Raw genomic sequence first — 22,683 nt, 5'->3', positions numbered from 1 at the left:
CGTGGCGGCGGTCGCCGACGTCCCCGTCGACAGCGTGCCGCGCGTCGTCCGGGTGATGGTCGAATCGCCGCTGCCGCAACTCGACCGGTTGTTCGACTACGCCGTGCCCGAGCGGCTGCGCGACCAGATCGCCCCGGGCATCCGCGTCAAGGTTCCGCTCCGCTCCGCCGGGCGCATCGCCGACGGCTTCGTCGTCGAGGTCGCGTCGTCGTCCGAGCACGGCGGCGACCTGTCCGAGATCGAGGACGTCGTGTCGACCGTGTCGGTCCTGGCACCCGAGGTGTGGCGCCTCGCGCGCGCCGTGGCCGACCGGGCCGGCGGATCGGCCAGCGACGTCGTGCGGCTCGCGATCCCACCGCGTCAGGTCCGGGTCGAGAAGGCCCACCTGGCCGCCGCCGACAACTCGTCCTCACCGGCCACCGGCCCCACCGGCCCCACTGCCCCGACCGTGGCTCCCGTGGCACCCTCGACTCCCGACCACGACGCCGACGCCCACCCCGAACCCGTCCCGGTCGTCGTCGGCTATCGGTCGACCGACCTCGCCGGGCTCGTTGCGGCCCGCGGTCGCGCGGCGGTCGACGCCGTTCCGCTGCTGGTCGAACTGCCCGACGGGGCATGGGTGGGTCATTGGGCCCTCACGGCCGCCCAGCTCGCTGCGGTCGCCGTCGGCGCGGGCGACAACGCCGTGGTCGCCGTCCCCGACTACCGCGACGAAGAGCACGTCCTCCAGGCCCTCGCCGCCGTCCTCCCGCCCGACCGCGTCGTCCGGCTCGACTCCCGACAGTCGAACGCCGACCGCTACCGAGCGCTCCTCCGTGCCCGAGGCGACGAGCCCGTGGTCGTCGTCGGCAACCGGTCCGTCCTGCTCGCCCCCTCGGCCAGGCTCGGGGTCGTCGTGGTGTTCGACGACGGTGACCCGTCCTTCGGCGAGCCGCTCGCCCCGTACGTGCACGCCCGCGACACCGCGCTGCTCCGGCAGGCCCAACAAGACAGCGCCCTGGTGTTCCTCGGCCACTCCCGCAGCACCGACGTGCAGCGCCTGGTCGAGATCGGCTTCCTGGCCGAGGTGCGTCCCGATCCGCGCTACCAGCCCCGGGTCGTGCCGACCGTCCGTCAGGCCGCCACGGACGGATTCGCCGCGCAGGCCCGCATCCCCTCCTCGGCCTACGCCGAGGCGCGGGCCGCGGTCGAGCACGGACCGGTCCTGATCCAGGTGGCCTCGCCCGGCTACTCGCCACGCCTGGCCTGCGTCGACTGTGGCGACACGGCCCGCTGCCTGCGGTGCAACGGCCCCCTCCAGCAACGCGAGCGAGGGGCGACCCCGGCCTGCGCCTGGTGTGGCGCCCTGGCCGTCTCGTGGCACTGCCGCACCTGCGAGGGAACGCGCATGCGGGCCGTCGGCACCGGCGCGTCGCGGACGGCCGACGAACTCGGCAAGGCGTTCCCCGGGGTGCGCGTCATCGTCTCGGACGGCGCGAGGGCCCTGACCCACGTCGACGCCGACCCGGCGATCGTCGTCGCGACCCGCGGGGCCGAGCCGATCGCCCCCGGCGGTTACCGAGCCGTGCTGCTGCTCGACGGTGAGCGCATGCTCGCCCGAGAGAGCCTCCGCGTCGCGGAGGACTGCCTCCGCTGGTGGGCCAACGCCACGGCCCTGGCCGCACGTCGCGCCCCGGTCGTGCTGGTCGGGGTGGGTGGCGCCATCGCCTCCGCCCTCGCGACGTGGGAGCTCGCCCGCTTCGTCTCCTCGGAGCTCGCCGACCGTCGCGTCCTGCGCTTCCCCCCGGCCGTCCGCGTGGCCACCGTGACCGGCACGGTCGACACCGTCGCGCGTGCGCTCGACGACCTGCCCGACGAGGTCCGTGCCGAGACCCTCGGTCCGGTGGACGTCGAGTCCGCCGGCGTCCGCGCCATCGTCCGCTTCGACTACTCGCGTGGTCACGACGTGGCGCTGGCTCTCCGCTCCCAGGTCATCTGGGCGGCCACGGACCGACGCAAGGCGCTCGGTCAGAAGCGTGCGCGGGCCGTCCCTACACTCAGAGTGCGGTTCGACGACGTCGAGCCGTTCGCCGACTGACCCGCCAGGAACCCCATGCGCCTCGTCTTCGCCGGCAGCCCCGCCGCTGCCGTGCCCTCGCTCACCGCCCTCGCCGACGGTCCTCACGAGGTCGTCGCCGTGCTGACCCGCGACGACACCCCGCAGGGACGCAGACGCGTCCTGACCCCCACCCCCGTCGCCGTCGAGGCCGACCGCCTCGGTCTCCGCGTCGTCAAGGCCCGCCGCATCACGCCTGAGGTCACGGCCGAGCTCACGGGACTCGATCCCGACCTCGGCGTCGTCGTGGCCTACGGAGCCCTGCTCCGCGAGCCCCTCCTCGGCGCCCCCCGGCTCGGCTGGGTCAACCTGCACTTCTCCCTCCTCCCCGCCTGGCGCGGCGCCGCCCCCGTCCAGCGGTCGCTCATGGCGGGCGACGCCGTGTCGGGCGCCGCGGTGTTCCAGCTCGTCCCCGAGCTCGACGCGGGGGACGTCTACGGCACCCTCGAGCGCCTCCTCGACGGCACCGAGACCGCAGGCCAGCTCCTCGCCGAGCTCGCGCGTTCCGGTGCCGGCCTGCTGGTCGACGTCGTCGACCGCCTCGCCGACGGCACGGCCACGGCGACGCCCCAGACCGGCGCGGTCACGCTCGCCCCCAAGCTGACCCTCGCCGACGGCGTCCTCGACGCCTCGCGACCGGCGACCGAGGTGATCGCCCGTTTCCGAGGCGTCACGCCGGAGCCCGGCGCCCGCGTCGACCTCGACGGCTCGGGCCTCAAGATCACGGAGGCGCGGACGACGTCGACCGACGAGGCACCTCTCGAGGCCGGTCGCCTCGAGTCCCGGGGCCGCCGTGTGCTGCTGGGCACCGCCTCCTCGCCCGTCGAGCTGGTCCGGGTGCAACCGGCGGGCAAGAAAGAGATGTCGGCGGCCGACTGGTGGCGGGGGCTGCCCCGCGGGGTCGACCGTCGCGTGACCCCGCCCACCCCGCCCGTCCCGGCTGACATCGACATCACCACCGACACCGACCCGAAGAGCACCTCATGAGCCGAGTCCAACCCGCCCGCCAGGTCGCCCTCGACGTCCTCCGGGCCGTCGAGCAGGACGACGCCTACGCCAACCTCCTGCTGCCGCAGCGCATCGTCCGGGCCCGTCTCGGAGCCCAGGACGCAGGGCTCGCGACCGAACTGACCTACGGCACCCTGCGCCTCCGGGGCTACTACGACCGCGTCATCGCGCTGGCCGCCCGTCGGGGCACCGACGCGATCGACCCGGCACTCCTGGACGTCCTCCGCCTCGGCACGCACCAGCTCCTCTCGACGCGCGTGGCGGTCCACGCGGCCGTCGACGAGAGCGTCGAGCTCGCACGTCAGGTGGGCAGCCGATCGGGCACTGGATTCGTCAACGGCGTGCTGCGCACCATCTCACGGTCCACGCCCGACGAGTGGCGCGAGCGCGTCCTCGCCGACACGACCGGGGACGACGACCGTCTGGCCGCGGAGTGGTCGCACCCCGCCTGGGTGGTGCGGGCGTTCCGTCGTTCGCTGGCCGCCGAGGGGCGGGAGGGCGAGCTCGTCGATCTGCTGTCGGCCGACAACGACGCCCCGAAGGTCAGCCTCGTCGCCCTGCCGGGGCTCGCCGAGGTGTCCGAGCTCGGCGCCCCGAGCGGGCGCCTGTCGCCACTGGCGGCGACGAGTGGTGGGGGCGATCCGGCCCAGCAGACGGCCGTCCGCGAGGGGCGTGCCCGCGTGCAGGACGAAGGGTCGCAGCTCGCCGCGCTCCTCCTCAGTCGACACCGCCCCGCCACACCCGGAGAACGGTGGCTCGACATGTGCGCCGGACCCGGCGGCAAGGCCGCCCTGCTCGGTGCCGAGGCCGCTCGGGCGGGTGCCCACCTCGTCGCCAACGAGCTCGTCCCGGCACGGGCGGGGCTCGTCCGAGAGGCGCTCGAGGCCGTCCCGGGCGACGTCGAGGTCCTCGAGGGTGACGCCACCCGTTTCGGGGCGGAACGGCCAGGAGGTTTCGACCGCATCCTGCTCGACGCGCCCTGCACCGGCCTCGGGGCCCTGCGGCGGCGACCCGAGGCCCGGTGGCGCAAGCAGCCGGCCGACGTCGGTCAGCTCACGGCCCTCCAGTCGCGCCTGTTCGCCAGCGCCCTGGACGCGCTGGCGCCCGGGGGGGTCCTGGCCTACGTGACCTGCTCCCCGCACACGGCCGAGACGCGCGGAGTCGTCGAGGCGGGCCTCCGAGGCCGCGACGACGATCTCGTCCTGCTCGACGCGACGGCCGGCGTCGAGCGCATCGCCGGCCGCGCCGTCGACCTGGCGTCGGCACCGTTCGTCCAGCTCTGGCCGCACCGTCACGGCACCGACGCCATGTTCGTCGCCCTGATCGAGAAACGTGCCGGACGGTAGGCTCGTCCCGTGTCGATCCGCATCAGCCCCAGCATCCTCTCGGCCGACTTCGCGAACCTCGAGCGCGACCTCGAGCGCATCTCGACCGCCGACCTCGTGCACGTCGACGTGATGGACGGCCACTTCGTGCCCAACCTCACCCTCGGACTCCCCGTCGTGCAGCGTCTCGGCGAGGTCAGCCCCGTACCGCTCGACCTGCACCTGATGATCGACGACGCCGACCGCTGGGCACCCCGCTACGCCGAGACGGGCGCCTTCTCGGTGACCTTCTCCGCCGAGGCGGCGTCCGATCCCGTCTCGACGGCGCAGGCCATCCGCAGCAACGGCTCCCGCGCCTCCGTCGCCGTGAAGCCGGGCACCGACCTCGAGCCCTACCTCCAGACCCTCGACGCGTACGACATGATCCTCGTCATGACGGTCGAGCCGGGCTTCGGCGGGCAGTCCTTCATGCCCGAGACGATGGCCAAGCTGGCCCGTGCCCGTGAGGCCGTGCGCGCCTCCGGGCTCGACGTGTGGCTCGAGGTCGACGGCGGCATCACGACCGAGACCATCGTCACGGCCGTCGAGAACGGTGCCGACACGGTGGTCGCCGGGTCCGCAGTCTACGGTGGGTCGCCCGTCGACAACATCGCTGCACTCCGGGCCGCCGCCGCGACGGTAGCCTTGACGTCGTGAAATCCTTCGACGACCTGTACCTCGAGCTCAGCGACAAGGCCCGCGACCGGCCCGAGGGGTCGGGCACCGTGGCCGAACTCGACGCCGGCGTGCACCAGATCGGCAAGAAGATCGTCGAAGAGGCCGCCGAGGTCTGGATGGCCGCCGAGTACGAGGGCGACGTCGCGACCGCCGAAGAGATCTCCCAGCTGCTCTACCACCTGCAGGTCATGATGATCGCCAAGGGCATCACCCCGGCCGACGTCTACCGACATCTCTGAGTCGGCCTCCGTCACCCCCGTTCGTCACGCCGCTCGCGCGGCACCCCAGCAGACAGAGAACCCCATGCTCCGCGTCGCAGTGCCCAACAAGGGATCGCTCAGCGAGACCGCCTCCGCCATGCTCGCCGAGGCCGGCTACACCGGTCGCCGAGACCCCAAGACCCTCCACGTCGAGGACCCGCGCAACGGCGTCGAGTTCTTCTACCTCCGCCCGCGCGACATCGCGACCTACGTGGGGTCGGGCGCCCTCGACGTGGGCATCACGGGTCGCGACCTGCTGCTCGACTCGCACTCGCCCGCACACGAGGTCGCACCCCTCGACTTCGGCGGCTCGACCTTCCGTTTCGCGGGCCCTCCCGGCCGTTTCGCCGACCTCCGTCAGCTGCAGGGCACCCGGGTCGCGACGAGCTACGCCGGCCTCGTCGGCTCGTTCCTCGAGAGCCACGGCGTGACCGCGACCCTCGTGCCGCTCGACGGAGCGGTCGAGAGCGCCGTGCAGCTGGGCGTCGCCGACGCCGTGGCCGACGTCGTGTCGACCGGTGCGACCCTGCGGGCGGCCGGGCTCGAGATCTTCGGGCCGGTCATCCTCGAATCGACGGCCGTCCTCATCTCGTCCGACGCCGACGTGGACGGTCTGGCGGTCCTCCACCGTCGCCTGCAGGGCGTCCTCGTGGCCCGGCAGTACGTCCTCATGGACTACGACGTCCCGGTCGACAAGCTGGACGCCGCGACCGCCGTCGCCGGCGGCATGGAGTCGCCCACCGTCTCCCCGCTGCACGACCGCGACTGGGCAGCCGTCCGCGTGATGGTCCCGCGGTCCGACACCAACCAGGTCATGGACGCCCTCTACGACCTCGGCGCCCGGGCGATCCTGGTCAGCCCGATCCACGCCGCGAGGCTGTAGCCGTGACCGCCGACGACGCGGTCGTCCCCGGCGCGGTCGCCGCCGACGCCTCCCTCGCCGTCCGGGTCATCCCGTGCCTCGACGTGGCCGCCGGCCGCGTGGTGAAGGGCGTCAACTTCCTCGACCTGCGCGACGCGGGCGACCCGGTCGAGCTGGCCCGCACGTACTACGAGCAGGGTGCCGACGAGATCACCTTCCTCGACGTCACCGCCACGGTCGACGAGCGGTCGACCACCTACGACGTCGTCCGGGCGACGGCCGAGCAGGTCTTCATCCCGCTGACGGTCGGGGGCGGCGTGCGCACCACCGACGACGTCGCCCGGCTGCAGGCGGCGGGGGCCGACAAGATCGGCGTGAACAGCGCCGCCATCGCGCGGCCCGACCTGATCGGCGAGATCGCCGACCGGTTCGGAGCCCAGGCGGTCGTCCTCTCGCTCGACGTCAAGCGTTCGAGCGGCACCCCCTCCGGCTTCGTCGTCACGACCCACGGCGGTCGCACCGAGACGACCCTCGACGCGCTCGCCTGGGCGCGTGAGGCCATCGAACGCGGGGCGGGTGAGTTGCTCGTCAACTCGATCGACGCCGACGGCACCAAGCAGGGCTTCGACCTCGAACTCGTCCGCGCCATTCGCGAGCTCAGCCGGGTGCCGGTCGTCGCGTCCGGAGGGGCAGGTCGGCTCGAGCACTTCGCCCCGGCCATCGAGGCGGGTGCCGACGCCGTGCTCGCGGCGTCGGTCTTCCACAACGGCGAACTCACCATCGGCCAGGTCAAGGACGAGCTGGCCCGGTCGGGGGCCGTCGTCCGCTGAGGCGGGCCGTCACCGCACCGGGCCGCAGCCGACCAGCCGACATCGCATCGCATCGCATCGCATCGAGGAGCACACCATGACCGACCAGCTGACGCGTGAGACGGTCGAGCCCGTCGTCGCCCGTGCCCGGTTCGACGCGTCGGGCCTGCTGCCCGCCATCATCCAACAAGAGGGCACGAAAGACGTGCTCATGATGGGGTGGATGGACGCCGAGGCGCTCCGCCGCACCCTCACCGAGGGGCGCGTCACCTTCTGGTCCCGCTCTCGACAGGAGTACTGGCGCAAGGGCGACACGTCCGGTCACGCGCAGTTCGTCCGCGCCGCCGCCCTCGACTGTGACGACGACGTGCTGCTCGTCACGGTCGAACAGATCGGCGCCGCCTGCCACACGGGCTCGCACTCCTGTTTCGAGGTCGACCCGCTCGAGCCGGCCACCGCCTCCTCGTCCCTGCCGTCCGGCGACACCGACCCCACCGGAGGCCTCCGTGGCTGACGCCCCGATCCGCACCTCGACGACCCGGGCCCAGTTCGACGAGCGGCTGGCCGGGCACCGGGTCGTCCCGGTCGTCCGCGACCTGTTCGCCGACGGCGAGACGCCCGTGGGGGTGTACCGCAAGCTCGCCGACGGCAGGCCCGGCAGCTTCCTCCTCGAGTCGGCGGCCCAGGGCGGGATCTGGTCCCGGTGGTCCTTCGTCGGCGTCTCGTCGTTCGGCGTGCTCACGACCGACGACGGCGAGGCCCGCTGGATCGACTACGGCATCGACCGCGACCGGGCGCTGGGCGATGCCGTCGGCCGTCCCCTCGAGGTGCTCTCCGCCCTGCACCACCGGTGGGCGACCCCGCGCATCGACGGCATGCCGCCCCTCACCGGCGGCCTCGTCGGGTTCATCGGCTGGGAGGCCGTGCGCGAGCTCGAACACCTTCCCGACGCGCCGCCGGCCGAGTTCACGGTGCCCTCCCAGGCGCTCAGCTTCGTGTCCGAGCTCGTGGCCCTCGACCACCGCACGGGTGCCGTCCTGCTCGTCGCCACCGCGTTGAACGACGGAACCGACGAGCCCGACGTCCTGTGGGCCGACGCGCAGTCCCGACTCGACGACCTCCAATCCCGACTCGCGGCCCCGAGCGAGGCGTTCCTGTCCGACGTCGACCTGACGATCGAGGCCACGCCGACCCGCCGTTCGACCGACGACGAGTACGCGCACGCGATCCGGCGGTCGAAGCAGTTCATCCACGACGGCGACGTCTTCCAGGTCGTCGTCTCCCAGCGCTTCGACCACGAGGTCACGGCCGAGCCGCTCGACGTCTACCGGGTGCTGCGGACGCTCAACCCGAGCCCGTACATGTACCTGGTGACCCTCGACGACGTGCAGGGCCGGCCGTACACCATCGTGGGCTCGTCGCCCGAGGCGCTGGTCAAGGTCGACGGCCGGCGGGCCTACACGCATCCCATCGCCGGGTCGAAGCCCCGCGGAGCCTCGCCCGACGAGGACCAGCGCTTCGCCGACGAACTCGCCTCGGACGAGAAAGAACGCGCCGAGCACCTCATGCTCGTCGACCTCGCCCGCAACGACCTGCTCAAGGTGTGCACGCCGGGAACCGTCGAGGTCACCGAGTTCATGCAGGTCGAACGGTTCAGCCACATCATGCACCTCGTCTCGAGCGTCGAGGGCGACCTCGCTCCCGGCAAGGACGCCATCGACGCGTTCCGTGCCACCTTCCCGGCCGGCACGTTGTCGGGTGCTCCCAAGCCCCGGGCCCTCGAGATCATCGACGAACTCGAGCCCGCCCAGCGGGGCGTCTACGGGGGAGTGGTCGGCTACTTCGACTTCGCCGGCTCGGCCGACGTCGCGATCGCGATCCGCACCGTCCTGTTGCAGGACGGCGTGGCCCGCGTGCAGGCGGGTGCCGGTCTCGTCGCCGACAGCGACCCGGTCGCCGAGAACCAGGAGGCGCGCAACAAGGCCGCGGCCCCCTTGCGTGCCGTCGCGGTCGCGAACGCCATGGCACGGCTCCGCTGATGCCCGTTCGTCGCCTGAAGCTCACGACGATCCTCGGGGGCATCCTGCTCGCGGGACTCGCCCTGCTGTCCTGGACGCAGGACTGGTTCCACGTCGTCGTCGCCTCCCCGCAGGGCGGAGACCTCCCGCTCGACGTCGCCGGCGACGTCGCCGGTGCGCCGTTGTCCGCCCTGTCGCTGGCCAGCCTGGCGCTCTTCGGGGCGCTCACGATCGCCGGCCGCGTCTTCCGCGTCGTCCTGGGGGTTCTCCAGGTGGCACTGGGCGTCAGCGTGGTCGTCACGACGTCGACCGCCCTGGCCGACCCCGTGCGCGCCTCGGGGAGCGCCGTGACGACCGCCACGGGCGTCGACGGCACCGACTCGATCCGGGCCATCGTCTCCTCGGTCGAGCCCACGGCCTGGCCCTGGCTCGGGCTCGTGGCCGGCGTCCTCGCCGCGCTCCTCGGAGTCGCCACCGCGCTCCTCGCGGGCGCCTGGCCCCAGGCCACCCGCAAGTACTCCGCCACGCGACTGGTCGCCGCGGATCCCTCGGCCGATCCGGCGGCCGCCTGGGACGCGCTGTCGGGCGGCGACGATCCCACCGACGACCCGGCGCAGCTCGACGGGGGCGGGTCGGGCCCCACCGAGCCGGGTCGTACCCGGTAGACTCAGCCCTCGTACCGACCTGATCCAAGGAGCACTGTGAGCACGAACACGACGAGCACCCCGTCCGGTGGCGACGCGCCCCTCGCGAACGCCCCCGCGAAGGTCGACTCCGGCTCGAAGGGCCGCGACACCGAGACGGCCGACGACCTCGGGCACGGCAACTCGCCCGCCGCCTGGACCGCCGTCGTCATCATGCTGGTCGGCTTCGCCATCGGCACGCTGGCCTTCTTTCTCGACGTCCCGTGGATCGTCTGGGCGTCGGCCGGCCTGGTCGTCGTCGGACTGATCGTCGGTCTCGTGCTCAAGAAGGCCGGTTACGGCGTCGGTGGTCACCGCTACGTGCCGAAGGCCCACAACTAGGTGCTCGACGACCTCTACGCGGGTGCCGTGGCCGACGCCGCAGCACGCCGCGAGTCCCTCCCGTTCGCCGCCGTCGAGGCAGCGGCGCTCTCTCGTGAGCCCGCACTCGACGCCCGCACCGCCCTCGCCCCCGGCGACCGCGTCAAGGTCATCGCCGAGGTGAAGCGCGCCAGCCCGTCACGAGGCCACCTCTCGACCATCGCCGACCCGGCGTCTCTGGCCCGCTCCTACGCGGCCGGGGGAGCGAGCGCGATCAGCGTCCTCACCGAGGGCCGGAAGTTCAAGGGCTCCCTCGCCGACCTCGAGGCCGTCCGCGCCGCAGTCGACGTGCCCGTCCTCCGCAAGGACTTCATCGCCGACCCGTACCAGGTGTTCGAGGCCCGGGCGGCCGGTGCCGATCTCGTGCTGCTGATCGTCGCCGGGCTCGAACAGCCCCGCCTCCTCGAATTGCACGACCTCGTGAGGCAACTGGGCATGACCGCCCTCATCGAGGCGCACTCCGCCGACGAGGTGTCGCGCGGCCTCGACGCCGGTGCCACCGTCCTCGGCGTCAACGCCCGCGACCTCACGACCTTCGAACTCGACAGGGACCTCTTCGGTCGCCTGTCGCACTCGATTCCGACGGGCGTCACCCGCGTCGCCGAGTCGGCGGTCTCGTCGCCCGACGACGTCGCCCACTACCGTCGCTCCGGTGCCGACGTCGTGCTCGTGGGCGAAGCCCTCGTGACCCACGGCGACCCCGCCGACGCCATCACCCGCTTCCTGGAGGTCTGACCATGGCACTGCGCGACGAGACAGGTCCGTATTTCGGTTCGTTCGGGGGTCGCTTCGTCCCCGAGTCCCTGGTGGCCGCCCTCGACGAGCTCGACGCGGCCTACAAGGCCGCGGCCGTCGACCCCGAGTTCGCCGCCGAGCTGACGGCTCTCCACGCCACCTACACGGGCCGGCCGTCGATCATCACCGAGGTGCCGCGGTTCGCCCAGCACGCCGGTGGTGCCCGCATCATCCTCAAGCGTGAAGACCTCAACCACACGGGGTCCCACAAGATCAACAACGTGCTCGGACAGGCGTTGCTGGCCCGGAAGCTCGGCAAGACCCGTCTGATCGCCGAGACCGGAGCCGGTCAGCACGGCGTCGCGACGGCCACCGCCGCCGCCCTCTTCGGCATGGAGTGCGTCGTGTACATGGGGCAGGTCGACACCGAGCGCCAGGCGCTCAACGTCGCGCGCATGCGCCTGCTCGGAGCCGAGGTCGTCTCGGTCACGACGGGCTCCCGCACCCTCAAGGACGCCATCAACGACGCCATGCGCGACTGGGTCTCCAGCGTCGACACCACGCACTACGTGCTGGGCACGGTCGCCGGTCCGCACCCGTTCCCGGCCATGGTGCGCGACTTCCACAAGATCATCGGCGAAGAGGCCCGCCAGCAGGTCCTCGACCTGACCGGAGCACTGCCCGACGCCGTGACGGCCTGCGTCGGCGGCGGCTCGAACGCCATGGGCATCTTCCACGCGTTCCTCGACGACCCCTCGGTGCGGTTGTTCGGCTTCGAGGCCGGCGGGGACGGCGTCGAGACGGGCCGTCACGCGGCGTCGATCACCCTCGGCCGCATCGGCAACCTCCAGGGCACCAAGTCGTACCTCATGCAGGACGAAGACGGTCAGACGCTCGAGAGCCACTCCATCTCCGCGGGCCTCGACTACCCGAGCGTCGGCCCGGAGCACGCCTGGTTGTCCGAGTCGGGCCGGGCCGAGTACCAGCCGATCACCGACGACGAGGCGATGCAGGCCTTCCGATTGCTCTCGCAGACCGAGGGCATCATGCCCGCGATCGAGTCGGCACACGCCCTGGCGGGCACGATCAAGCTCGGTCTGGAGCACCCCGACTGGACGATCCTGGTCTCGCTCAGCGGCCGTGGCGACAAGGACGTCTCGACCGCGAGCCGGTACTTCGGCGTCCTCGACGAGAAGGCACAGCAGCTGTGACCGCCGCAGTCCCCGCCGGGACGAGCAAGGTCGGCGACGCGATCCGGGCCCGGCGAGACGCCGGGAGCGGTGCCGTCGTCGGATACCTGCCGGTCGGGTTCCCCGATCTCGACACCAGCATCGAGGCCGCGGTGGCGATGGCCGAGAACGGCATCGACGTCATCGAACTCGGCATCCCGTACTCCGACCCCGTGATGGACGGCCCGGTGATCCAGGCAGCCACACAGCGGTCCCTCGCCGAGGGGTTCCGCGTGCGCGACGTCTTCACGGCGATCCGTGAGATCACCTCCCGGGTCGACGCTCCCGTCATCCCGATGACCTACTGGAACCCGGTCGAGCAGTACGGCGTCCAGCGGTTCGCCGACGACCTCGCGGCCGCGGGCGGTGCCGGGCTCATCACCCCCGACCTCATCCCCGACGAGGCCGACGCGTGGATGTCCGCGGCCGAGGCCGCCGACCTCGACCGGGTGTTCCTGGCCGCTCCGTCGTCCAGCGACTCGCGCCTCCGGCAGGCCGTGGCCAGTAGTCGCGGCTTCGTCTACACCGTCTCGACGATGGGCATCACAGGAGCCCGAACCGACGTCGACGCGGCGGCGAGCACCCTCGTCGCCCGACTCCGCGAGGTGGGCGTCGAGAACGCCTGCGTCGGTCTCGGCATCTCCACGGCCCAGCAGGTCCGCGAGGTGCTTGACTACGCCGACGGTGCCATCATCGGTTCGGCCTTCGTCCGTGCCCTCGCCGACGGCGGGGTCGAACGCCTCGCCGAGGTCTCCGCCGACCTGTCGTCCGGCGCGGCCCCCTCCGCCTCCTGACCCCCTCGGGTCCGACGCCCTCGCGCTAGAGTCGTCACCCGTCGGGTGACCGACGCTCCGCACCCCCTCCGAAAGGCATCACGCCCGTGTTCGTTCCCTTGAGCATCCCGAGCCCGTCGGCCGCCTGGCAGTACTTCGACGTCACCGCCTGGTTGAACTCGACCTTCGGGGCGTCGTTGCCCGGCTCGCTGCGGATACACGCCTACGCGATCTGCATCCTCGTCGGCATCGTCGCAGCGGTGGTCATCACGAACCACCGTCTGAACCGGCAGGGGGCGGAGAAGGGCATCGTCATCGACGTGGCCATCTGGGCCGTGGTGTTCGGCATCGCGGGGGGACGCCTGTTCCACGTCATCACCCACCCGGCGGACTACTTCTCCTCGCCCGACCAGTACATCCACGTCCTCTTCGTGTGGGAGGGCGGCCTCGCCATCTACGGCGCCCTGCTGTTGGGTGCCGTCGGCGTCTGGCTCGGTTGCCGCTTCACCGGTCTCCGGTTCACGGTCTTCGCCGACGCCCTCGCCCCCGGCCTGCTCGTCGCGCAGGCCTTCGGACGCCTCGGCAACTGGTTCAACCACGAGCTCTTCGGCATGCCGACCGACCTGCCCTGGGGCCTCGAGATCGAGTCCACGAACGCCGCCTACCCCACCGGCCTGCCCGAGGGCACGCTCTTCCACCCGACCTTCCTCTACGAGATCGTCTGGATGCTCGCCGGCGTCGCGATCCTCGTGCTCCTCGAGAAGAAGGCCCCCATGCAGTGGGGTCGGTCGTTGGCCTTCTACCTGGTCTGGTACGGCATCGGACGGGCCTGGTTCGAGTCGATCCGCACCGATCCCAGCCTGCTCTTCTTCGGCATCCGCACCAACGTCTGGATGAGCTTCTTCGCCATCGTCCTCGGGATCGTCCTCTTCGTCCTCGCCTCCCGCCGCCACACCGGCACGGTCCCCGGCCCCTACGTGCCCGCCCGTGCGCCGAGCGAGCGGGCGGCTGCTGTAGACTCCGACGGCACGTACACGGAGAACGACGAACCCGAGTTGGTCACCGTCGGCGCATCGGACGACAACACCGATCGCTCACCGCGTCCCTAGGTCGTCCACTCCACGACGACCGCGGGCCCGGCGCCCCACCGTCGTGGCGCCCGATCCCCTCCACCCCATCCCGGTGCGAACGATCCGCCCGCGACACGGTCCCGTGCACGCACCCGCGCCTCGTAAGATCGAGCGCAGTCGGCCCCTCCCGCCGGCGTGCACGCCCACGGTCGCCACGAGCCGACCTCTCCCGCCGAGTCGGGGCCGCCCACAGAAGCCGGCCCCGTCAGGCACCTCGGGCCGACGTCGTCCCGCCCCCTGTCGGATCTCTTCGTGAGGACGGATTCCATGGCTCTCACGCCAGCACACCAGCAGTTCAGCACGGTCCCCGAGGCCAGCGGCCTCTACGACCCGCGCAACGAGAAGGACGCCTGTGGCCTCGCCATGGTGGCGACCCTCCGTGGAACCCCCGGTCACGACATCGTCGACACCGCCCTGCGGGCCCTCCGGAACCTCGAGCACCGAGGTGCCGTGGGTTCCGACGCCGGCACCGGGGACGGTGCGGGCATCCTCTGCCAGGTGCCCGACGAGTTCCTGCGCCACGAGGTCGACTTCGACCTGCCGCCGGCCGGCCAGTACGCGGTGGGCATCGCCTACCTGCCCCTCGACGAGCAGGAGCGCTCCGAGCTGAAGACGGGCATCGAGCGCATCGCCGACCTCGAGCACCTCGACGTCCTCGGCTGGCGCGAGGTCCCCGTGCGCCCCGAAGAACTCGGCACGTTGGCGCGCAACGCGATGCCCGCCTTCGAGCAGCTCTTCGTCGCCAGCAGGCACCACGACGCCGACGGCGTCCCGCTCGCCGGCGTCGCGCTCGACCGCCAGGCGTTCCGGCTGCGCAAGCGTGCCGAGCGCAAACTCTCGGCCTACTTCACCTCTCTGGGCAGCCGGACCATGGTCTACAAGGGCATGGTCACCACACTTCAGCTCGAGCCGTTCTACCCCGACCTGAGCGACGAGCGCTTCGCCTCGAAACTCGCGATCGTGCACTCGCGCTACTCGACGAACACGTTCCCGTCGTGGCCGCTGGCACAGCCGTTCCGCATGATCGCCCACAACGGCGAGATCAACACGGTCCGGGGCAACCGCAACTGGATGCGTGCCCGGCAGTCCCAGCTCGAGAACGAGCTCATCGGCGACCTGAAGCCCATCCTCCCCATCGTCAGCCCCGGGGCGAGCGACTCGGCGTCGTTCGACGAGGTCGTCGAGTTGCTCAGCCTGACCGGCCGGTCCCTGCCGCACGCGGTCATGATGATGGTCCCCGAGGCGTGGGAGAACCAGGTCGACATCGACCCCACCCTGCGCGACTTCTACGAGTACCACTCGATGCTCATGGAGGCGTGGGACGGCCCCGCGGCCATCACGTTCACCGACGGCACGCACGTCGGCGCCACCCTCGACCGCAACGGCCTGCGGCCGGGCCGCTACCTCGTCACCGACGACGGCCTCGTGGTCCTCGCGAGCGAGATCGGCGTCATCGACGTCGACCCCGCCAAGGTGGTCCGCAAGGGACGGCTCCGCCCCGGCAAGATGTTCCTGGTCGACACCGAGGCCGGCCGCATCATCGAGGACGACGAGATCAAACGCGACCTCGCCACGGCCGCGCCCTACGGCGAGTGGCTCGCCGAGGGGCGCATCCACCTCTCGGAGCTGCCCGAACGCGAGCACATCGTGCACACCCCGGCGTCGGTCACCCGCCGTCAGCGCACCTTCGGGTACACCGAAGAAGAGGTCCGCATCCTGTTGACGCCGATGGCGAAGACCGGCGCGGAGCCCCTGGGCGCCATGGGAAGCGACACGCCGATCGCCGTCCTGTCCGAGCGCCCGCGCCTCCTGTTCGACTACTTCACGCAGCAGTTCGCCCAGGTGACGAACCCGCCGCTCGACTCCATCCGCGAGTCGGTGGTCACGTCACTCAAGCTGGGTCTCGGTCCCGAGCGCAACCTGCTCGCCGCGACCCCCGAGCACGCCCGCCAGGTGATCCTGGACTTCCCCGTCATCGACAACGACGAGCTCGCCAAGATCCAGCACATCGACCCGAGCCCCGGCTCCCGCAAGACGTCGACCATCCGCGGGCTGTACCGCGCCGACAAGGGCCCGCGGGCACTCGAGAAGCGCATCGCCGCCATGTGCAACGAGGTGGACGACGCGATCGAGGCCGGTGCGGAGTTCATCGTCCTCTCCGACCGCGACTCGAACGCCGACTTCGCCCCGGTGCCGTCGCTGCTCATGATCGCCGCGGTGCACCACCACCTGATCCGCACCGAGAACCGCATGAAGGTCGGCCTGATCGTCGAGGCCGGTGACGTGCGCGAGGTGCACCACGTGGCCACGCTGATCGGCTACGGCGCGTCCGCGGTCAACCCGTACCTCGCGATGGAGACCTGCGAGAACCTCGTGAGGGCCGGGATGATCACCGGGCTGAGCCCCGAGGACGCCGTGCACAACTTGATCAAGGCTCTCGGCAAGGGCGTGCTCAAGATCATGTCGAAGATGGGCATCTCGACGGTGTCGAGCTACGCCGCGGCGCAGGCGTTCGAGGCCGTGGGCCTCAGCCAGGAGTTCGTCGACACGTACTTCACCGGTACCTCGTCGATGCTCGGAGGCGTGGGGATCGACGTCATCGCGGCCGAGAACAAGCAGCGACACACGAGCGCTTACCCCAGCGACGGCTCCGTCATCGCGCACGAGCGGCTGGCCACGGGCGGCGAGTACCAGTGGCGCCGCGAGGGTCCCCGGCACCTCTTCAACCCCGACACCGTGTTCCGGCTGCAGCACGCCACGCGCACCCGCCGCTACGACATCTTCCGCGAGTACACCAAGCTCGTCGACGACCAGGCCGAGCAGCTGATGACGCTGCGCGGGCTGTTCCGGCTCAAGCACGGCGTCCGCCCGGCCGTCCCGCTCGACGAGGTCGAGCCCATCGAGTCGATCGTGAAGCGGTTCTCGACGGGGGCGATGAGCTACGGCTCGATCTCGCAGGAGGCGCACGAGACCCTCGCCATCGCGATGAACCGCCTCGGCGGCAAATCCAACACCGGCGAGGGCGGAGAGGACGTCGACCGCCTCCTCGACCCCGAGCGCCGCAGCGCCGTGAAACAGGTGGCCTCCGGGCGCTTCGGGGTCACCAGCATGTACCTCACGCACGCCACCGACATCCAGCTCAAGATGGCCCAGGGCGCCAAGCCGGGCGAGGGCGGTCAGCTCCCGCCGACGAAGGTCTACCCCTGGGTGGCACGAACGCGTCACGCGACGGCCGGCGTCGGTCTCATCTCGCCGCCGCCGCACCACGACATCTACTCGATCGAGGACCTCAAGCAGCTGATCTTCGACGTCAAGCGCGCCAACCCCAAGGCCCGCGTCCACGTCAAGCTCGTGAGCCAGTCCGGCATCGGCGCGGTCGCGGCAGGGGTCACGAAGGCCCTGGCCGACGTCGTGCTCGTGTCCGGCCACGACGGGGGCACCGGCGCGAGCCCGTTGAACTCGCTCAAGCACGCGGGCACGCCCTGGGAGATCGGCCTCGCCGAGACCCAGCAGACCCTCATGCTGAACGGGATGCGCGAGCGTGTCGTCGTCCAGGTCGACGGTCAGATGAAGACCGGCCGCGACGTCCTCATCGCCGCCCTGCTCGGCGGCGAGGAGTTCGGCTTCGCCACGGCGCCGTTGATCGTCGAGGGCTGCATCATGATGAGGGTCTGCCACCTCGACACCTGCCCGGTCGGTGTGGCGACCCAGAACCCCGAGCTCCGTGCCCGCTTCTCCGGCAAGCCGGAGTTCGTCGTCAACTTCTTCGAGTTCCTCGCACAGGAGGTGCGCGAGTACCTCGCCGCGCTGGGCTTCCGCAGTCTCGACGAGGCCATCGGCCGGACGGACGTCCTCGACGTCGACCGCGCCGTCGACCACTGGAAGGCCTCGGGTCTCGACCTCGCCCCGGTGCTGGTCGGTCCGACGTTCTCCGACGACGAGCCCCGACGCAACCGCACCTCGCAGGACCACGGCCTCGACGAGCACTTCGACGTGCAGCTGATCGAGCGCAGTGCCGACGTGCTGGAGAACGGTGGGCACGTCGAGATCACGCTCCCGATCCGCAACACCGAGCGGGCGGTCGGCACCATGCTCGGGCACGAGGTCACCCTGCGACACGGTGAGCACGGCCTGCCCGACGGCAGCATCGAGATCAACCTCAGTGGTTCGGCCGGTCAGTCGCTCGGTGCGTTCCTGCCCGCCGGCATCACCCTGCGCCTCGAGGGCGACAGCAACGACTACGTGGGCAAGGGCCTCTCCGGCGGCAACGTCGTGGTGCGTCCGCCCCGCGGCAGCGCCTTCGCCGCCGAGGAGAACGTCATCGCCGGCAACGTCATCGGCTACGGCGCGACCCAGGGCAGCATGTTCCTGCGGGGCATCGTGGGGGAGCGCTTCCTGGTCCGCAACTCGGGGGCCAGCGCGGTCGCGGAGGGCGTGGGCGACCACGCGCTCGAGTACATGACGGGCGGTCTCGCCGTCATCCTCGGCGACACGGGCCGCAACCTCGGAGCAGGCATGTCCGGAGGGACGGCCTACGTGCACCGGCTCAAGCCCGAACGGGTCAACGCCGAGGCGCTCGCTTCGGGTGAACTCGAACTCCACCCCCTCGGCAGCGCCGACGTCGAGATCCTGACCGACCTGTTGCGCCGGCACCTCGCCGAGACCGGGTCACCCGTGGCGGAGCACATGCTCGACGACCTCGACGCCACGGTGGCCGAGTTCGTGAAGGTGCTGCCCCGCGACTACGCCGCCGTCCTCGCCACCCGGCAGACGGCCGTCGACGAGGGTCTCGACCCCGATGGCGACGAAGCATGGAAGAGAATCCTGGAGGTGACCGGTGGCTGACCCCAAAGGCTTCCTGAAGACGCAGACCCGCGAGCTGCCCAAGCGCCGACCCGTGTCGGTCCGGCTCATGGACTGGAAAGAGGTCTACGAGCAGCAGGAGAGCGGCGAGCTCCGACGTCAGGCGGGCCGTTGCATGGACTGCGGCGTCCCGTTCTGCCACCAGGGCTGCCCGCTCGGCAACCTGATCCCCGAGTGGAACGACCTCATGTGGCGTGGAGAGGGCCGTCAGGCCGTCGAGCGCCTGCACGCGACCAACAACTTCCCGGAGTTCACCGGTCGTCTCTGCCCCGCGCCGTGCGAGTCCTCCTGCGTCCTGGGCATCAACCAGCCCCCGGTGACGATTAAGCAGGTCGAGGTCTCGATCATCGACCAGGCGTTCGCCGCCGGATGGGTCACCCCGCACCCGCCCGAGCGCCTGACGGGCAAGACGGTCGCCGTCGTCGGTTCCGGCCCCGCCGGGCTGGCCGCCGCCCAGCAGCTCACGCGTGCCGGCCACACGGTCGCCGTCTACGAGCGCGAGGACCGCATCGGTGGCCTGCTGCGTTACGGCATCCCCGACTTCAAGATGGAGAAGAAGCAGATCGAGCAGCGCATCGCCCAGATGCAGGCCGAGGGCACGCGTTTCCGCGCCCGGGTCGAGATCGGTCGGGACATCGCCTGGGACGACCTCCGGGCCCGCTACGACGCCGTGGTCGTCGCGACGGGCGCGACGGTTCCCCGTGATCTGCCGATCCCGGGACGCGACCTGTCCGGCATCCACTTCGCCATGGACTACCTCGTGCAGCAGAACAGGGCCGGAGCGGGCGACACGGTGGCCGACCAGATCACGGCCGAGGGCAAGCACGTCGTCGTGCTGGGCGGCGGCGACACCGGTGCGGACTGCATCGGTACCGCCCACCGGCAGGGTGCCCTCTCGGTGACCAACCTCGCGATCGGCCAGCAGCCCCCGGAAGAACGCCCCGAGGCACAGCCGTGGCCGATGTTCCCCACGCTGTTCGAGGTGTCGAGCGCCCACGAAGAAGGCGGCGAGCGGGTCTACCTCGCGTCGACGGTCGAGTTCCTGACCAACGAGGTCGGCGAGGTGCGGGCCATCCGCGTCGCCGAGACCGAGTACGTCGACGGGCGACGGGTCCCCAAGGCGGGCACCGAGCGCGAGGTCCCCGCCGACCTCGTCCTGCTCGCCCTCGGCTTCACGGGACCCGAGCGCGACACCATCGAGGAGCAGCTGCGGCTCACCTTCGACGGTGGCGGCTCCCTCGAGCGCGGTGCCACCTACGAGACGGGCGAACCCGGCGTCTTCGTGACCGGCGACGCCGGGCGCGGTCAGTCGCTCATCGTCTGGGCGATCGCCGAGGGCCGCGCCACGGCCTCCGCCGTCGACGCCTACCTCGAGGGCCAGACCGTGCTGCCCTTCCCGGTGAAGCCCACCGATCGGTCCATCTCGGTCTGATCCGGCCATCCGACGGGAATAGGGTGGGAGTCGGGCTGTAGTCGTCCCACCCCCTTTCCCCCCACACGAACGGAACACATGAGACGCGCAAAGATCGTCGCCACCCTCGGGCCGGCGACGTCGAGCTACGACGACATCCGGGCGATCATCGACGCCGGCGTCGACGTCGCCCGCATGAACCTCAGCCACGGCAGCTACGACGTCCACGAAGGCGTCTACGCGAACGTCCGCCAGGCGTCGGCCGACTCGGGCCGCGCCGTCGCGGTCCTCGTCGACCTGCAGGGCCCCAAGATCCGCCTCGGCAAGTTCGCCGACGGTCCGCACGACCTCGAGGTCGGCGACGTGTTCAAGATCACCACGGACGACATCCTGGGTTCCAAGGAGATCTGCGGCACGACGTTCAAGGGCCTCCCCGACGACGTCACGGCGGGAGACCCGCTCCTGATCGACGACGGCCGTGTCAAGCTCCGCGTCCTCGAGACCGACGGCACCGTCGTCACGACCGAGGTCGTCGTCGCCGGCACGGTGTCGAACAACAAGGGCATCAACCTCCCCGGCGTGGCGGTCAACGTGCCCGCCCTCTCCGACAAGGACGAGGCCGACCTCCGCTGGGGTCTCCGACTCGGCGCCGACCTGATCGCCCTGTCGTTCGTGCGCGACGCGGACGACGTCGTGCGCGTGCACGAGATCATGGCCGAAGAGGGCCGCAAGGTCCCCGTCTACGCGAAGATCGAGAAGCCCCAGGCCGTCGACAACCTCGAGGCCATCATCGACGCGTTCGACGGCATCATGGTCGCCCGTGGCGACCTGGGCGTCGAGTTGCCCCTCGAGGCCGTGCCCATCGTGCAGAAGCACGCGGTCGAGCTCTCGCGTCGCATGGCGAAGCCGGTCATCGTCGCCACCCAGATGCTCGAGTCCATGATCTCGAGCCCGATCCCGACCCGCGCCGAGACCTCGGACGTCGCCAACGCCGTCCTCGACGGCACCGACGCGGTCATGCTCTCGGGCGAGACGAGCGTCGGCGAGTACCCGGTCATCACGGTGCAGACCATGGCGCGCATCGTGGCCTCCACCGAAGAGCACGGGCTCGAGCGCATCCCTCCGCTCGGCACGCGTCCGCGCACGCAGGGCGGCGCCATCACCCTGGCAGCGGCCGACGTCGCCGACTTCGTCCAGGCGAAGTTCCTCTGCGTCTTCACCGAATCGGGTGACTCGGTGCGTCGCATGTCGCGCCTGCGTCACTCGATCCCCATCCTGGCCTTCACACCCAACGAGGCGATCCGACGCCGCATGGCGATCAGCTGGGGCGTCCAGTCCTACCTGGTCGAGACCGTCACGCACACCGACGCCATGTTCGCGCAGGTGGACGACATCCTGCTCGGCAACGACCTCGCCGAATCGGGCGACAAGGTCATCGTGATCGCCGGGTCCCCTCCCGGGATCGCGGGCTCGACGAACGATCTCCGGGTGCACCGCGTGGGTGACGCCCACGGGGAGGCCGCTCCGGCCTACGCGTCGCAGCCCTGACGCACCGCGACACCCCTGGCGAAGCCGGGGCGATCCCCTCGGATCGTCCCGGCTTCGTCGTGTCGGCGGGGCGTACGCTCACGGCATGTCCGTGGACGCCCGTCATCCCTCGTGCTTCGAGTTCGAGGCCCGCTTGTACGTGGTGCCGTCCTGGAGCGGTCACGGTGTGGTCGAGACTCGTCGCAGCCTCGGCCCCGAGATCCGAGAGACCAGCCGAGGAGGCGCGGGGGTGGGCCGGTGGGCAACTCTCGGTGCCCTCGTGGGCGGCTCGTTCCTCGGGGGAGTGGCGGCGACGGTGTGGCGGGTCGACGGCCTCTGGGCCCTCTCGCTGATCTTCGTCCTCGGCGCTGCGGTCGGGGCCGTGCTGGCGATCGGCACCCGGACGATCTTCCAGGAGGGTGCGGGTGACCAGGCTCGTGGGACCGCGGCGCCGAGTCCACCGGAAGGACCTCTGCCTGCCGTCGAGGTGCCGTGGGACGTCGCCCGGGCGGCGCCCGAGGACTCCACCGGGGACGAACTGGTCCTCTGGGCGACCTTGACCAGCCGATACCGCGAGGCGCGGGAAGCACTCGTCGCCGGTGGCGGCGAGGACGACCGGTTCACCGACCCGAGGGAGGCCGGAGCACGGATCGCCGAATGGGAGAGCGCTTACCGGACTGCGAGCCGGGACTACGAGCCGGTGGCGCGCCTCCTCGGCTTTCCCCTGCCGTGAGATGGCCGACCCTCCCACCCGAGACGGGAACGGAGAAAGCCCCGACCCGCCGGAGCGGATCGGGGCTTTCGGTTCAGTGGCGGGCGAGCCCGCCGACTGACGGCGTCACGAGGACGCCACCGAG

General features: G+C 71.4%; 18 protein-coding genes and 1 pseudogene. All 19 read left to right on the top strand.

Going from position 1 to position 22,683, the window contains the following annotated elements; genetic code table 11:
- The first annotated feature begins 1 nt into the window (after nucleotide 1).
- The 19 genes and pseudogenes from ASL10_RS05880 (at nucleotide 2) to ASL10_RS05790 (ending at nucleotide 22,559) form a co-directional block, all read left to right on the top strand.
- Nucleotides 2–2,077, top strand: coding sequence for a primosomal protein N' (locus ASL10_RS05880; RefSeq protein ID WP_235452478.1), 2,076 nt, complete (start codon nucleotides 2–4; stop codon nucleotides 2,075–2,077).
- 15 nt (nucleotides 2,078–2,092) lie between these two features.
- On the top strand, nucleotides 2,093–3,082 hold the full coding sequence (gene fmt / locus ASL10_RS05875) for a methionyl-tRNA formyltransferase (protein WP_082460228.1): 990 nt from the start codon (nucleotides 2,093–2,095) through the stop codon (nucleotides 3,080–3,082).
- Entirely contained in the window at nucleotides 3,079–4,449 is a 1,371-nt protein-coding gene (locus tag ASL10_RS05870; protein WP_056045302.1) for an RsmB/NOP family class I SAM-dependent RNA methyltransferase, read from the top strand. The genes fmt and ASL10_RS05870 overlap by 4 nt, the downstream gene beginning before the upstream one ends.
- A gap of 9 nt (nucleotides 4,450–4,458) precedes the next feature.
- On the top strand, nucleotides 4,459–5,124 hold the full coding sequence (rpe, locus tag ASL10_RS05865) for a ribulose-phosphate 3-epimerase (RefSeq protein WP_056045300.1): 666 nt from the start codon (nucleotides 4,459–4,461) through the stop codon (nucleotides 5,122–5,124).
- Nucleotides 5,121–5,384 carry a phosphoribosyl-ATP diphosphatase gene (locus tag ASL10_RS05860; protein ID WP_043592769.1) on the top strand — a complete coding sequence of 88 codons (264 nt, stop codon included), beginning with the start codon at nucleotides 5,121–5,123 and terminating at the stop codon, nucleotides 5,382–5,384. Before rpe ends, ASL10_RS05860 begins: the two co-directional genes overlap by 4 nt.
- Before the next feature lie 64 nt (nucleotides 5,385–5,448).
- Nucleotides 5,449–6,288, top strand: a complete 840-nt coding sequence (gene hisG / locus ASL10_RS05855) for an ATP phosphoribosyltransferase (protein ID WP_056045298.1) — start codon at nucleotides 5,449–5,451, stop codon at nucleotides 6,286–6,288.
- A gap of 2 nt (nucleotides 6,289–6,290) precedes the next feature.
- The gene (hisF, locus tag ASL10_RS05850; protein ID WP_056045295.1) at nucleotides 6,291–7,097 is read left to right on the top strand and encodes an imidazole glycerol phosphate synthase subunit HisF; all 807 of its coding nucleotides are present in this window, start codon (nucleotides 6,291–6,293) and stop codon (nucleotides 7,095–7,097) included.
- Nucleotides 7,098–7,173: 76 nt separating this feature from the next.
- Nucleotides 7,174–7,590 (top strand): phosphoribosyl-AMP cyclohydrolase, encoded by a 417-nt coding sequence (gene hisI, locus ASL10_RS05845; protein WP_054146066.1) that lies wholly within the window; start codon nucleotides 7,174–7,176, stop codon nucleotides 7,588–7,590.
- Nucleotides 7,583–9,115 carry an anthranilate synthase component I gene (locus ASL10_RS05840; RefSeq protein WP_369794370.1) on the top strand — a complete coding sequence of 511 codons (1,533 nt, stop codon included), beginning with the start codon at nucleotides 7,583–7,585 and terminating at the stop codon, nucleotides 9,113–9,115. The genes hisI and ASL10_RS05840 overlap by 8 nt, the downstream gene beginning before the upstream one ends.
- A complete protein-coding gene (locus tag ASL10_RS05835) occupies nucleotides 9,115–9,759 on the top strand; it encodes a Trp biosynthesis-associated membrane protein (protein WP_056045290.1) in 645 nt (214 codons plus the stop codon). The genes ASL10_RS05840 and ASL10_RS05835 overlap by 1 nt, the downstream gene beginning before the upstream one ends.
- Nucleotides 9,760–9,903: 144 nt before the next feature.
- Nucleotides 9,904–10,119 (top strand): annotated as a pseudogene (locus ASL10_RS05830) (DUF6704 family protein); the annotation flags it as partial.
- Nucleotides 10,120–10,893: an indole-3-glycerol phosphate synthase TrpC gene (gene trpC, locus ASL10_RS05825; protein ID WP_056045286.1), complete on the top strand. Its 774-nt coding sequence runs from the start codon at nucleotides 10,120–10,122 to the stop codon at nucleotides 10,891–10,893.
- Nucleotides 10,894–10,895: 2 nt separating this feature from the next.
- Nucleotides 10,896–12,104, top strand: coding sequence for a tryptophan synthase subunit beta (gene trpB, locus ASL10_RS05820; protein ID WP_056045283.1), 1,209 nt, complete (start codon nucleotides 10,896–10,898; stop codon nucleotides 12,102–12,104).
- Complete coding sequence (trpA, locus tag ASL10_RS05815; protein ID WP_056045280.1) at nucleotides 12,101–12,916, top strand: tryptophan synthase subunit alpha; 816 nt, start codon at nucleotides 12,101–12,103, stop codon at nucleotides 12,914–12,916. Before trpB ends, trpA begins: the two co-directional genes overlap by 4 nt.
- An 86-nt stretch (nucleotides 12,917–13,002) precedes the next feature.
- Nucleotides 13,003–14,004, top strand: coding sequence for a prolipoprotein diacylglyceryl transferase (lgt, locus tag ASL10_RS05810; protein ID WP_082460227.1), 1,002 nt, complete (start codon nucleotides 13,003–13,005; stop codon nucleotides 14,002–14,004).
- A 288-nt stretch (nucleotides 14,005–14,292) separates the two neighbouring features.
- Entirely contained in the window at nucleotides 14,293–18,870 is a 4,578-nt protein-coding gene (gene gltB, locus ASL10_RS05805) for a glutamate synthase large subunit (RefSeq protein WP_056045274.1), read from the top strand.
- Nucleotides 18,863–20,320 carry a glutamate synthase subunit beta gene (locus ASL10_RS05800; RefSeq protein ID WP_056045271.1) on the top strand — a complete coding sequence of 486 codons (1,458 nt, stop codon included), beginning with the start codon at nucleotides 18,863–18,865 and terminating at the stop codon, nucleotides 20,318–20,320. The genes gltB and ASL10_RS05800 overlap by 8 nt, the downstream gene beginning before the upstream one ends.
- A gap of 78 nt (nucleotides 20,321–20,398) precedes the next feature.
- Complete coding sequence (gene pyk / locus ASL10_RS05795) at nucleotides 20,399–21,847, top strand: pyruvate kinase (RefSeq protein ID WP_056045267.1); 1,449 nt, start codon at nucleotides 20,399–20,401, stop codon at nucleotides 21,845–21,847.
- Nucleotides 21,848–21,932: 85 nt separating this feature from the next.
- Nucleotides 21,933–22,559 (top strand): hypothetical protein, encoded by a 627-nt coding sequence (locus ASL10_RS05790; protein ID WP_056045265.1) that lies wholly within the window; start codon nucleotides 21,933–21,935, stop codon nucleotides 22,557–22,559.
- Nucleotides 22,560–22,683: the final 124 nt, after the last annotated feature.

Source organism: Frigoribacterium sp. Leaf8 (assembly GCF_001421165.1).
Classification (GTDB): Bacteria; Actinomycetota; Actinomycetes; order Actinomycetales; family Microbacteriaceae; genus Frigoribacterium.
This window is presented reverse-complemented; position numbering and strand designations above follow the sequence as displayed.

Coding starts and splice junctions, on each gene's coding strand:
- fmt (WP_082460228.1), top strand. CDS start 2,093: ATGCGCCTCGTCTTCGCCGGCAGCCCCGCCGCTGCCGTGCCCTCGCTC.
- ASL10_RS05870 (WP_056045302.1), top strand. CDS start 3,079: ATGAGCCGAGTCCAACCCGCCCGCCAGGTCGCCCTCGACGTCCTCCGG.
- hisG (WP_056045298.1), top strand. CDS start 5,449: ATGCTCCGCGTCGCAGTGCCCAACAAGGGATCGCTCAGCGAGACCGCC.
- hisI (WP_054146066.1), top strand. CDS start 7,174: ATGACCGACCAGCTGACGCGTGAGACGGTCGAGCCCGTCGTCGCCCGT.
- ASL10_RS05835 (WP_056045290.1), top strand. CDS start 9,115: ATGCCCGTTCGTCGCCTGAAGCTCACGACGATCCTCGGGGGCATCCTG.
- trpB (WP_056045283.1), top strand. CDS start 10,896: ATGGCACTGCGCGACGAGACAGGTCCGTATTTCGGTTCGTTCGGGGGT.
- gltB (WP_056045274.1), top strand. CDS start 14,293: ATGGCTCTCACGCCAGCACACCAGCAGTTCAGCACGGTCCCCGAGGCC.
- pyk (WP_056045267.1), top strand. CDS start 20,399: ATGAGACGCGCAAAGATCGTCGCCACCCTCGGGCCGGCGACGTCGAGC.
- ASL10_RS05790 (WP_056045265.1), top strand. CDS start 21,933: ATGTCCGTGGACGCCCGTCATCCCTCGTGCTTCGAGTTCGAGGCCCGC.